Below are 12,721 nucleotides of genomic sequence, written 5' to 3' on the forward strand. Positions count from 1 at the left end.
CGCACCGCCGTGCGACGCATCAGGACGTGGTCGTCAGCCTCGTCAACTCCGCCAACACCTCCGACGCGGTGATCGCGTCCAGCTCGCCGAAGGCCACCAGACCGCGTCCCCGCACCGCATTCGCAGGCGAGCCCTCGGCGAGCAGGATCTTCGTCAGCGTCTGAAACTCCGCATCGCCGCCGAGCCACAACGAGATTCCCGGCTGGAGCGAGATCACCACGCGGCGGCCGCCGGGAACCGGCCGGGCCATCCACTGCACCTCGCCGTGGTCGTGGGCATCCCCACGCTCCCAACCTCGCGAGGCCAGGCCCAGCACGGCTTGTGCGGGCACCTGCCCATGCTCCGCGAAGCGCGTCAGATTCTCGGCTCCGCGCTCCTCGTCGGTCAGCTCGTAGGTCGACCTACCGAACTGCCGGAACGGTTGGACGATCTCGTAGTCGGCGAACACCGCTGCCCAGGCCTTGTTCTCGGCCTCCGTCAGCTGCAGGGGATGCGCCACCCCGACGGTGATCTCACTGTGACCGATGCCCACGCCGCCCCCTCGGAGCAGGAAGGGCTCGTCGTCGATGTCGGCGAGCGTGCGATCCTCGGCCACCCGGAAGAATCCGGTCTGTCGACCGTCCTCCTCCACGACCCACAACAACCGGCGTACCAGATGCCACACCAGGGGGTGGGCCAGTAGGAAGTCGTGGAACTCGGCCGAGCTCCATCGCCGCCCGAGGACCATCGCCGACTCGAAACGGCGAACCTGCTCGGCGGCCAGGGTGCGGACGTCCTTGCGCATCGCCGCGAACCTGGCATGGGCGGCAGGCGCGAGCTCGGCGTCGTCGGTGGCACCCGGCTTGGGCAGGGCCTTGCGTTGCTTGCCCTTCTCGTCGATGACGAAGGGTGTGAGCGACTCGTCGAAACCGACGATGAACTGGCGTGGCCCGTAGTCCAGGATCAGACTGCCGTCCTCCTCCAGACCGCAATCGGGGACGAGCCGGTCGGCGAGCTGGTCCGAGGTCAGGCCCAGCCCCGCCGCCACCTCGTCGATCTTCAATCGCGCCCGGTTGCGCAACCCGGCGAACTTCACCTTCTGCGCGATCGCGTGCAGATGCATCAAGGCCACATCGGTGCCGATCGCCGCGAGCACGTCCAGCGCGTCGACCGCCCTGCGATGCTGGTTCTCGCCCGGCCAGGCGCGGATCAGCGGGGTGAGTCGTCGGACCGTCTCGTCATCGCCGATCCAACCGAGCGCGGTGAGCACCCAACCGTCGGAGCTGGGCATCCCATTGGTCTGCCATTCCTGGAAGATCGCCCAGGCGAATTCGGCCAGCGATGCCGGATTGCAGCTCTCCCGAACCACCGCCACCCCGGCGTAGACCCGGCCGGGTTTGGACAGCGCCAAGGTGACCAACACCCGGTCGACCGCCGCGTCGGGCAACGCCTGGGGGCGATCGCGCAGCAGGATCGGCGGCAGCAGCGCGATGTCGAGCCAGTCGCCGACCGCCGGAATCCTGGCGGGTAGATCATCGAGCGGACTCGCCGTCAGCAGCGCCTCCACCGCAGCGCCTGCCTTGGCATCCCACTCTGCCGCCATGGCAACGGCCGCCTCGGCGCGACCCGAGGCGATGATGCGCAACGCTTCCTCGGCGGCGACCCGTTTCGCCCCCGCCTTGCCCAGCGCTGCGGGCAGGAACACCGGAATCGCAGCCAAGCCGTGTCGGTCCAGCCAGGACAGCGCGAAGGGACGCATCGAGGTCCGTGGTGGCAGCCAGGCGGCGATCTGCTCGGCGACCAGGACATCGACGAAGGGCAGCAGCAGTTCCGCCCTGGCCATCGGATCGCGGAGCACGTGCTGAAGGACTGTCTGGGCGGCACGGTGTTCGTGTTTCGCCACCACCGCCCGGAGCAGATTCTCGTTCCAGAAGCCGAACATGCCCCGCCTTCGGAGCAGGACCCGTTGCGCGATCTCGTCAGGGGCTTGGAGCAGCAGCGCGGCGTATTGGTCCGCCCGGAGGCTGGACCCATTCAGCGTCGCATCCCAGTCGGTGTCCGCAGGCCATTCGAATACATCGGCGGCCTTCGGACTGTCCGCCCACTCCTGCCGTTCCCCGTCCGACCATCGGACCGACGACGGCGGGGTAGGCAGATCGGTCAGCACGACCGGCTTCGCCTTCTTCCGCCGCCGTTCCCACGGCGGGCTGATGAGCAACTCCGGCAGGGCCGAATCCGGCGCGGTGTCGGGCCGGGGTGCGGGCGGCTCGATGCCGTCCAGCACCGCCAGGCTCTCGGCATCCAACTCGGCGCGCACCGACTCCCGCAGCGAACCGGTCACCAGAAGATGCCTGCGCAGCAGCGTCGCTGCCTCGCCTGCGATCGCGGAGTCGCCCGCCGCGTGGGCTGCCAGCCTGCGCAGGGCGCGAGCCGGGAAACGTCGCATCATCGCGAGCAGCGCAGGCCGCATTCTCGGATGGGCGATGCGATGCAGCGCCAGATCGAACGCCGCATCCGATGGCAGCAGCGTCAGCGCGTCGATCAGCCGCTGCTGTTCGTCCGGCTCCTGCCAGGCGGCACCGTCCACGGCCACAGCTACGGCAGGTGCCGCCGCCGTTCCGACGTGGGCGAGAACGGCGTAGAGATACTCCTTGAACCGCAGTCGGATCGCCTCGGAGCCCTCGACGAGCGTGGTCAACTGTTCACCGGTGGTCACCGAGTGGATCAGTAACCACCACTCGCGCCGGATCTCGCGGCAATCGGCCGAGACCCAATCCTGTTCGGTCGGCAGCAGATAGGACGTCACGGCACGGCACGGACCCGTACGCAGCGGCTCGAGTGCGTCGACGACCGCCGCGTAGTCGGCGTCGTCGACACTCGTCAGCAGGGCTCGCATCCGACGCGGCACCGCGATGAACGGTGCCCAATGCTGGAGCGGCCGATCGGCTGCCTGCAGATGAGTCGGATCCGTCCGCGAGCCCCAGCTGACCTCGATCGTGGTCACCTTCGCGGCCGCCTCGGCAGCGAAGGTCAGCCCGTACGCGGTGGTCCAGGCGTCGGCGAACATCGCCATGGTGGTCCGAGTCTGATCATGGATCTTGCTGATTCCACGCATCGCGCTCGCCACCACCGCGGCGCCCAGCGGCGTCGGTTCCCCGGCGAGCATGGCGTGCCCGGCCCGAGCCAGCGTCGAATCGGTGCGTGGATCGTCGAGGACGGCGCCGACCTCGCCCGTCGCCGCCGTCACCGCAGCGTGAACTCGCTCCTGCGCCGTGGGATCCGCCGACACGACCGCCGAGCCCGATCCGCGTCTCGGCTCGACCAGCGCACGCCAGGATGCGGGCAGAACCAGGGCATCCTCGTCAGGGTGGTCGAGGGCGGTCGCGGTCATCAAGGCTCCTTGCTTCTTCGCGATGTTCGCCTGCGGGGGCGTCGATCGGTGCGGTTGTCCTCGTGCTGTGTCCACTCGCGTGCCAGGGTGCCTGCTGCGGATCGGAGGCGATGGCGACCTCGGGGAATCCGTCCGAGGAGCCTCGGCGAAGGTGGGATTCGTGGACGGTCATCGCATCGATCCGGTGCAGCACTTCCGGGTCCGACTGCATCGCAGGTTAGTTCAGTCCTGCTGAGGAAGGGGGTGACGGTCGGCCGGATCGGATCCACCTCGGGGCCTGCCGGCTCTCCGATGCCGTCGCCGCCATCAGATTTCGATAGGAATCGCTGTGGCTTCAGTATTGATCAAAATCAATATCACTCACGGAGAACAACCAATCGATCTACAGTGCTCAGATGGACTCTGCGCAGGCTGAGTGCGTCGCCGATGCGGTTGCCTCGGCCTTCGGGCTTGGCGCGGTGCTCGGTGAATGGGAACCCGTTCTCGGCGGCCGATCGCATCGATCCTGGCGACTCACCACGGTGCGGGGGGAGTGGATCGTCAAACGCCTGAACCGCTCTCGAGAACCCTGGTGGCTGGCCTGGCACGGTTGGCTGGCCGAGTCACCCGTCGAGATCGAACCGGGATTCGTGCACGCCGTCGGCGACTATCTGCCCGATATCGCCCGGGCCACCGAGATCGCCGCAGACGCGGCCGCGCAGCTCGGCACCACCCTCGACCTCGTCTTCACTCATCGCGACGTCAAGCCGGACAACATCCTGTGCACTCCGACATCGCCGCTGCTGGTCGACTTCGACGGCGCCGGGCTCGACGTGGCGCAATGGGAGATCACCCGCGCCGCACTGGCCTTCGCCCGGACGCCTTCGGGATGGGACCACGACCACGCCCGACGCATTCTGCGGGCCTACCGAGCCGCAGACGGGTATCCGGTGTCCGCCGACCCCGCCGCCTTCGCCGGTCTGCTGCGATCCCGGCTCGGCGGCGCGTCCTGGATGCTGTTCCGAGCACTCGGCCACCGCCCGGTGACCGGGCCAGAACGGGCCGCCGCTCGCGAGCACGTCCTCGAACTGCTGGCCGACCTGCGGGGCTCGCTACGCCGGATCGAGGAGTGGACCACCCTGCTCGCCTGACCCGATGCTCGCTCTCGCAGCGCCGGCGAGGACGCCGGGGGCTGCGGCGGACCACCGCCGCACCGCCGCAACCCCCGGCCGGGTTCTCGATCGCCCTCAGCGCGCGCGGACGGCGTCCAACTCGTTGACGGCGGACTTCGCCGATGGCACCGGACCATGCCCGCTGACCACCTGCAGACCCAGGAAACGCGTCTCGATGGGGCCGAAGCGCACCACCGTCTCGGTGTGGGTGTCCGCGAACCGGCCGCTGGTCACCGGTCGCCACTCGACGCCGTCGTCGGAGGCCAGCAGACGATAGTCGCGCACCGGGTTCCCCTCGCCCTCGGGCGGCGGGAGATAGCGGATGCCCGCGATGCGTTGCCGGGACCCGAAATCGATCTCCAACAGCGGTTCGCTCTCCGGGAAGGCCTCCCAACCGGTGTAGGGATCGCCGTCGATCGCCCGGGAACCATCGTTGCGACCCTGCACGGCCGTCCAGCCCTGCTGACTGATCATCCCGGGGTTCTCCCCGTAGCCGCGGGCACTCGGATCGGCATCGCCGACCCGGTCGTAACGGTCGAAGAACTCCCTGACGTCGGATGCGGGCGCGCCCCAGGTTCGGTCGGCGAGTACCGCCAGCGGCCGCCGCGCGTAGAAGTCGAACCAGCTCGCCGGGTGTTCGTGGGCTCGATCGGCCCAGCGGGACACCTTGTAGCCGACGAAACCTGGGTCGTTCTTGAACTCGTAGCGGAACACCTCGCGGGGATCGAAGTAGCCGTACTGGCCCGGTCGGGTCCCGAAGCCGGGGCTGACATAGAGCTGCGATTCCTCGGCACCGACGGTCTGATAGCCCTGTGCGACTCGATCGTCCGGGGCGTTGAGCCACTCGTCGACGACGACATCGCGATCCGGCAGGATGCTCGTCTCGCGCTGGAAGTCCCACCACTGCCAGACCTCGGTGGTCTTGCCGTGTGCGCGGACCACGTCGTTGAGGGTGTTGATGAACTCCACGAACACGTCGGCGGTGTACTCGTAACCCTGTTCCTGCTGGTAGGCCACCAGTTCCGGGCACAGCTGCTGGTCGGACACGCTGGGGATCTCGTCGCCGCCGATGTGGAAGTAGGGGCCGTCGAAGAGCGGCAGCATCTCCTCCAGCAGCTCGGTGACGAACTCGATGGTCTCCGGGCTGGTCACGTCCATCGTCCAGTTCCCGGTCCCCGAGCCCTCCCAGGGCATGTTCGAGGGATAGGACATCGACTCGCACTCGAAGGCCAGCGACGGGCGGTAATTGCCGATGTGCGAGGCATGACCCGGCATGTCGATCTCCGGGATGATCATGACGTGATACCGCGCGGCGTAGTCCTGCAACTCGCGGATCTCGGCTTTGCTGTAGGCCTGCGGCGAGGTCAGTCCGGGAAAGCGGTCGCTCTGGATGCGGAACGAGTTCCAGTCCGACAGATGCAGGTGGAAGGTGTTCAGCTTGTACCAACCGAGCTGCCTGATCTGCTGCTTGAGGTAGTCCAGGGAGAAGAAGGTGCGGATGTCGAGCATCTGGCCGCGCTGACCGTCGATGTGCGGCCAGTCCAGCGCGCGACCCTGGGGCAGCGTGGCGAACTCCGCCGAGGTGCGTAGGGCCTGCAACAGGGTGCGGGTCCCATAGAAGGCCCCGGTCTCGGTGCCTGCCGTGATCGTGACCCGATCGTCGATCTCCAGCAGATAACTGTCCTCGGTCTGCTCGCCGCCCGCATGCAGACGCAGCCCGATGTCACCGGGATCGGCGGGCCCGTCGGTCACCCGCAGGGCAGGCAGCCCGTCGTCGATCAGCTCCGCGGCGAGTTGCTCGCCCAGTTCGAGGAGCACGGGGTCCTCGACGGCGATCGACCCACGCTGGGTCAGCCGAAGAGAACCGTTTCCGCCCTGCCATTGCTGGATCGCCGGCACGGTGAGCGGCGCCGCATTCGGGGTCTCGGTGTCCGCCGAATCGGCGGGCCCCGGTGCGTCCGCCGCTGCGGACACTGTCGTTGTGCCCAGCGGCAGCACGGCCGCCACCAGCAGGATCGCGATCGATCTACCCACGTCCATGGAACTCCTCACCTGTCCACTTGGCGCCGTTCTCCCAGTAGTGCCGGATGCTCTCCAGCGGTCGTCCCTTGGTCTCCGGAGCAAGTCGGAACACGAACACCAGAGCGACCGCGGACAGCGCCGTGAAGATGCCGAAGGTGGCGCTTCCGCCGATGCCGTCCATCAGGGGCAGGAAGAACTGCGCCACGATCATGTTGGCGACCAGATCCGCGGTGAGCATGAGCGACGCACCTTGCGCGCGCAGCCTGGCGGGGAAGCTCTCCGAGGCATACACCCAGACCATGGAGCCGAAGCCGAAGTTGAATGCCGCCGTGAACACCAGGATGCCGACGAATCCCCACATCGAACCGCCCTCGGCGAGCGAACCGGAGGCGAAGACGATCATCATCAGCACGCTGGAGGCGACCATCGCGCTGATCCCGCCGAGCAGGATCGGTCGTCTACCCAGCCGGTCGACGGCGAACAGGGCGCCGATGGTGGCGACCAGCGCCGCCAACTGGACCACCGACGGCAGCCCGAGCAGCGCGCCGTAGCCGGTGAAGCCCATGTCCTCGAAGATGCTCGGGCTGTAGTAGGTCACCGCGTTGATGCCGGTGATCTGCACCAGGAATCCCAGCCCCAGCACGAACGCGGTGGCCGTCGAATAGGGCTTCCGGAACATCTCGCGGATCGCACCACCGCGTTCGGCGGCGATGTCGGCATCGATCTCGGCCAGTTCTCGATCGACGTCGACGGTCGGGTCGGTGAGCGCCAGGGTCGCCCGTGCCTCCTCGCGTCGGCCCTTCATCAGGTACCAGCGCGCGGTGTCGGGCAGGCGCAGCAACAGCAACAGGACGAGGACCGAGGGGATCGCCGACAGCGCCAGCATCAGCCGCCAGTTGCCCGAGTCGGCCAGTGACCAGTCGACGAGGTATCCGATGAGGATTCCGGTGACGGTGGCGACCTGATAGCCGACGACCAGGGCACCTCGGATGGCGGCAGGCGCAGATTCCGCGACGAAGACGGGCGCGACCACCAAGGAGAGTCCGATGGTGACCCCGAGGAAGAACCGCACGATGTCGAGGCTGACGACATCGGACACCATCCCGGATGCCGCCGCGAACACGGCGTAGCCGATGGCCACCAACACCATGGTCTTCTGCCTGCCGATGGCGGTGGCGATCTTGCCCGCGATCAACGCACCGACGATGTTCCCGGCCACCAACACGGTGGTGATGCTGCTCAGCGCGAGAGTGGAGAGGTTCATCTCCTCATCGATGAACAGCAGCGCGCCGGCGATATTGCCGATGTCGTATCCGTAGATGACGCCGATCGCGGCGGCGGCCAAGGCGATCTTGCGGCCGACCGCCGAGGTTCTCGGAGTCGTCGGCGTTGCGGACATGGCACCCTCTCCTCATCGTGGACCGAGGCCCCCCGCGCCTCGCTAGCAGGGGAGGCCGCCTAGCAGGGGCCGCAACGAGACGCGTGTCGCTGATCGGCGATCGACTCGCACCTACGGAGATGGATGGCTGCGATTCGCCGCGCCTGTGGTCGGCTCGGACGACCGCGGCTTCGCGTTCGAGGTGGGCGATCAACCGAGGAGTCGGATCCTTCGGCGGTGGACTGGGCTGGCGGAAAGCGAACGGCCGCCTTGGTCGTCCGGGGTGGACAGCGGAAGGCGGGCGGGCGATTCGACGGGTCGCGGTCCGATGCGAGTGGGTCGATGGCGCCGGTTCGTCTCGGACGGCGCGAATGTCCGGGTCATCAGCACTCCTGCCCGCCGAGGAGTTCGGTGATCGTCACTCGACGTTAAGTGATCGATCATGCGCTGTCAACGCGAGTTCTGTGCATGATCGATCAGTTCTGATCGCTGTCGGCGCTACTCGAAATATCGAGCAGTGCACGATTCGACCGTCGGATCGAACGAGGTGTCGAACGGCGGACCGCTTTCTCGTCCGGGTAGCCGACGGTGTTGGCGGTGGGGGATGTCGGTGGCGCCCGCCGAATTGCGGGGCCATGCCGGCGGTCAACTGTGGATACTCCGCAGGCGTGGACACCGACTGGACGTCGTCGGGCGGAATCGCAACCGAGGTGCCCGCGCGGCGACATCCTCGGCGTCGCGCTGTGCGTCCAGGAGATGATCGCCGTTGACCTGGCTGCCGCAGACGGTCACCATTATGTGCGCGAAGTTGATCGAAAATCGCTAGTATCGAGCGAAATCAAGCAAGATCGACGTCGATCGACCGGCGGCTCGTGTGTTCCGGTCGATCGGCCAGAACGTCGTCGTGGCCCGACGACTGCGCCGATCCCCGGGCAGCCGCACAGAGCCGTCGGCACCGGGGCACGAGAAGGAAGGCTTCGCATGTCGCCATCGAAGATGGACGTCGAGATCGCGAGTCAGCCCGCATGTTGGCGGCGGGCCGCCGCGCTCGCGCCCGTCGTCGCCGACCGGCTGCCTGCCTCGGGAGAGCGTGTCGCGGTCGTCGGCTGCGGCACATCGTGGTTCATCGCCCAGTCCTATGCCGCGCTCCGCGAATCCGTGGGCCACGGACACACCGATGCCTTCGCCGCCTCCGAGTTCCCCATGGGACGGCGGTACGACCGGGTAGTGGCCATCACCCGCTCGGGGACCACCACCGAGATCCATCGCCTCTTCGCGGGCCTCGACGAAGGAACCAGCCGTATCGCCATCACCGGTGTTCCCGGGGCGATCGGGCAGGCCGCCGATGTGGTGGTCGACCTGTCCTTCTGTGACGAGGACTCCGTGGTGCAGACCCGATTCGCCACCTCGGTCCTCGCATTGCTGCGTGCGCAGCTGGGCCACGATCTGGTTCGCGCGGTCTCCGATGCCGAACGCGTGCTCGCCACCCCGGTCGACGAGGTCGTGCGGACGGCGTCCCAGTTCACCTTCCTGGGCACCGGTTGGACCGTGGGCATCGCCAACGAGGCGGCGTTGAAACTACGCGAGGCCGCGCGGTGTTGGACCGAGTCCTATCCGGCCCTGGAGTACCGACACGGGCCGATCAGCATCGCCGAACCGGGCCGGGTGACCTGGGTGTTCGGCGAGCCGCCCGTCGGATTGTCCGAGGAGGTCACCGGCGCGGGAGCCTCCGTCATCGACGACGACCTCGATCCGCTGGCGGACCTGGTTCGAGTGCATCGACTGGCGGGCGTGCTCGCCGCCGATCGCGGTCTCGACCCGGATGCGCCCCGCAATCTGACCCGATCCGTCGTGTTGAGCTGATCTCGGAGGCGCCGTGATCCTCGTTGTCACCGCGAACCCCGCCCTCGACGTCACCTACGCCGTGTCATCGCTGACGCCGGGGGCGGTGCATCGGGCCGCCAGCGTGCATCGGCGAGCCGGTGGCAAGGGTGTCAACGTGGCCCGGGTGCTGCACACCCTGGACGTGCCCGCGATGACGGTGGCCGCCTGCGGCGGTGGCGACGGGGCGTTGGTGCGGGCGGACCTGCGCACCGCCGAGCTGCCCCATGTGTTGTGTGACCTCGCCGGTTGCACGCGGCGCACCGTGACCATGCTGGCGGCGGCCGAGGACACGGTGACGCTGGTGAACGAACCCGGCCCGGAGTTCTCGCCGTCGGAGTGGCGGGCGGTGGTCGCCACCGTGCACGGGCTGTTGGACCACGCATCGGTGCTGGTCTGCGCGGGCAGTCTGCCACCGGGTGTGCCCAGCGACGCCTATGCGGAGCTGATCGGTTTGGCGCACCGGCATGGCGTCACCGCCATCTTGGACACCTCGGGCGCCGCTTTATCGGCTGGCATCGTGGCCCGGCCGCACCTGGTCAAGCCGAACGTCGAGGAGCTGCGCGAGGTCACCGGTATCGACGATCCGTTGGCCGGGGCGCGGGAGTTGCGGTTACGGGGCGCGGGCGCCGTGTTGGCCTCGCTGGGTGCGGCGGGATTACTGCTCGTCGCCGAACGCGGTGCCTGGCGGGCTCGACCCACCCATCCGGTGCGGGGCAACACGACGGGTGCGGGCGATGCCGCCGTTGCGGGCGCAGCGCTGGAGATGGCGGGCGGGCGGCCGTGGCCGGAGGTGCTCCGCAGGGCCGTCGCCGTGTCCGCCTCGGCCGTGCTCGGCCCGTTCGCGGGAGACATCGACCTCGATCATCACCGGCGCGAGCACAGCGCCGTCACCGTGGAGGAGATCCATGCCGCTTGCGTCGACGTGTGACATCGTCATCCCGGCCGCAGCCGAGGGCCGGGGCTGCGGCGCGTTCAACGCCGTCCAACTCGAACACGTCAGCGCGGTGATCGCGGGAGCCGAGGCGGTGGGCGTCCCGGTGATCCTCCAATTGAGTCACAACGCGATCCGATACCACGGCGGGCTCGGCCCCATCGGCTGCGCGGCGGTGGCGGCCGCGCGGGCCGCTCGGGTGCCGGTGGCCGTGCACCTGGATCACGCGGAGTCGGCGGATCTGGTCCGTGAGGCCGTCGACCTGGGGTTCTCCTCGGTGATGTTCGATGCGTCGGTATTGGACTACGCGGACAATGTGCGGGCGACCCGCGCGGTGGTCGAGCACTGTCGGGCGCATGGCGTGTGGGTCGAGGCCGAGCTGGGCGAGGTCGGCGGGAAGGACGGCGTCCATGCCCCCGGGGCTCGAACCGATCCGGTCGAGGCGCAGCGTTTCGTCGCGGAGACCGGAGTGGACTGCCTGGCCGTGGCCGTCGGCAATTCCCATGCGATGGCCACTCGCGATGCGCGGTTGGACTTCGCGCTGATCGCCGCTCTGCGGGCCCAGGTCGGGGTGCCGTTGGTGCTGCACGGTTCGTCCGGGGTGGCCGACGAGCATTTGACGATGGCGGTCCGGCACGGCATGACGAAGATCAATATCGCCACTCAGCTGAATAAGGTGTTCACGTCGGGGGTCCGCACCTACCTGACGGATCAGCCCGAGGCGACCGACCCGCGGAAGTATCTCGGTGCAGGCCGAGAACGGGTGACGGCGGAGATCTCCCGATTGTTGATGCTGCTCACGGCACCGGCCTGACGCTCGGTGCCGGGATCAATCCCGGTCGGTCGGTTCGAACCGCACGAACGGAATGGACTCGCCGACCCGCCGGTACTCCTGGGCGCTGCCGTCGGTCACCTCGAAGCCCATGAAGCTGCTCAGCTTCCGCGCCACGAGGGGATGCCGGACGGCGTACTGCGTCATGAGTCGTCCGCCTTCCTCCGAGGTCGGGAAGTGTGCGACGACCTCGCGTCGCCGGGCGCCGGTGATGATCGTCGCGGTCGGCGTGGCGCGGAGGTTCCGATACCACGCAGCCTTCGCTCCGAACCCGGAGGCCACCGTCCAGGATGGGGCGACGGGGTCATCGTGGGCGATCACCTCGATCACGACCTGCCGCCGTTGTCCGGATCTCCGTCCGGTGTGCTCCAAGAGGATGAGCCGATTCCCGAACAACCAGCCGAGCCGGGCGCGGTACAGCCAGATCGGTAGGCGGAAGAGGAATCGCCGCCAACCCTTGGGAAGCGGTGGACGCCCTGTGTCAGGATCCGAACTGGTCACCTCGGCACCGTACGCCGCGGCGGGCGGATGATTCCGACACTTTCCGGAACGTGATCAAGGATCGCTAGCGGTCGGGTCGGACCGCGTCGACCAGCAGGGTCACGAGTTGGTCCACGCTGACCTGCCACTTGTCCTTCGCCAGGTGCCCTGTGAGCTCCATCCCCGCGATGCCGTGGGCGCTCGACATCAGCAGTGCGCCGTAGCGGCGTGCGTCGGCCTCGCCGACCAGGTCGGCGACGAGGGTGAGGAATCCGTTCTCCAAGCGGCTCGCGGCCTCGGCCGCCGCCGGGGTGCCCGCCGGGGTGCTGAACATCAGTGCGTAGCGGTGTGGTTTTCGCCGGGCGACGTCGATGAGTTTCAGGACGGCCCGCTCCAGCCGTGTGGTGGGAGCGCAGTCCGGGTCGGTTCGCAGCTGTTCCACCTCGTCGGCCAGCGAGTTCCAGGTGCCGACGGCGAGGTGGGTGAGCAGATGCTCCTTGTTCTTGAAGTGTCCGTAGGGCGCGCCTCGGGAGACACCGGCTCTGGCGCCGACTGCGCGCAGGGTCACCGCCTCGCGGCCGCCCTCGTCGAGCAGCTCGGTTGCCGCGTTGACAAGGGTCCGTCGTGTCGCTGCAGCGCTCTCGGCCCGGGTCACGCGGAGAAGCTTACTTGA

The 12,721-nt window shown here is 68.2% G+C and carries 9 protein-coding genes; 4 read left to right on the forward strand and 5 right to left on the reverse strand.

All coding sequences use genetic code 11. The annotated features are described in order from the left end of the window. Window positions 1–19: 19 nt before the first annotated feature. Window positions 20–3,370, reverse strand: coding sequence for a DUF4132 domain-containing protein (locus tag BKA25_RS10400; RefSeq protein ID WP_069853804.1), 3,351 nt, complete (start codon window positions 3,368–3,370; stop codon window positions 20–22). 395 nt (window positions 3,371–3,765) lie between these two features. Between BKA25_RS10400 and BKA25_RS10405 the strand changes: the two genes are divergently transcribed. Next, window positions 3,766–4,500, forward strand: coding sequence for a phosphotransferase (locus BKA25_RS10405; protein WP_069850251.1), 735 nt, complete (start codon window positions 3,766–3,768; stop codon window positions 4,498–4,500). A gap of 96 nt (window positions 4,501–4,596) precedes the next feature. On the opposite strand, the gene BKA25_RS10410 is transcribed toward BKA25_RS10405, so the two are convergent. Together BKA25_RS10410 and BKA25_RS10415 are read right to left on the reverse strand one after the other, a co-directional pair. Next, window positions 4,597–6,561, reverse strand: coding sequence for a family 20 glycosylhydrolase (locus BKA25_RS10410; protein ID WP_084643143.1), 1,965 nt, complete (start codon window positions 6,559–6,561; stop codon window positions 4,597–4,599). Next, a complete protein-coding gene (locus BKA25_RS10415) occupies window positions 6,548–7,942 on the reverse strand; it encodes a sugar porter family MFS transporter (RefSeq protein WP_069850249.1) in 1,395 nt (464 codons plus the stop codon). Before BKA25_RS10415 ends, BKA25_RS10410 begins: the two co-directional genes overlap by 14 nt. Before the next feature lie 960 nt (window positions 7,943–8,902). On the opposite strand from BKA25_RS10415, the gene BKA25_RS10420 reads away from it, so the two are divergent. From BKA25_RS10420 to BKA25_RS10430, 3 genes are read left to right on the forward strand one after another with little or no spacing between them, the layout of a single operon-like run. Next, window positions 8,903–9,784, forward strand: a complete 882-nt coding sequence (locus BKA25_RS10420) for an SIS domain-containing protein (protein ID WP_069850246.1) — start codon at window positions 8,903–8,905, stop codon at window positions 9,782–9,784. Window positions 9,785–9,797: 13 nt separating this feature from the next. Further along, window positions 9,798–10,733 (forward strand): 1-phosphofructokinase family hexose kinase, encoded by a 936-nt coding sequence (locus tag BKA25_RS10425; RefSeq protein ID WP_069850244.1) that lies wholly within the window; start codon window positions 9,798–9,800, stop codon window positions 10,731–10,733. Then, a complete protein-coding gene (locus BKA25_RS10430) occupies window positions 10,711–11,550 on the forward strand; it encodes a class II fructose-bisphosphate aldolase (RefSeq protein WP_069850242.1) in 840 nt (279 codons plus the stop codon). Before BKA25_RS10425 ends, BKA25_RS10430 begins: the two co-directional genes overlap by 23 nt. Before the next feature lie 15 nt (window positions 11,551–11,565). On the opposite strand, the gene BKA25_RS10435 is transcribed toward BKA25_RS10430, so the two are convergent. After that, entirely contained in the window at window positions 11,566–12,069 is a 504-nt protein-coding gene (locus tag BKA25_RS10435) for a nitroreductase family deazaflavin-dependent oxidoreductase (RefSeq protein WP_069850240.1), read from the reverse strand. A gap of 64 nt (window positions 12,070–12,133) precedes the next feature. Next, a complete protein-coding gene (locus tag BKA25_RS10440) occupies window positions 12,134–12,703 on the reverse strand; it encodes a TetR/AcrR family transcriptional regulator (RefSeq protein WP_069850237.1) in 570 nt (189 codons plus the stop codon). Between the last annotated feature and the right edge of the window lie 18 nt (window positions 12,704–12,721).

Origin of the sequence: Actinoalloteichus hymeniacidonis (assembly GCF_014203365.1) — a bacterium.
GTDB classification, from domain to species: Bacteria; Actinomycetota; Actinomycetes; order Mycobacteriales; family Pseudonocardiaceae; genus Actinoalloteichus_A; species Actinoalloteichus_A hymeniacidonis.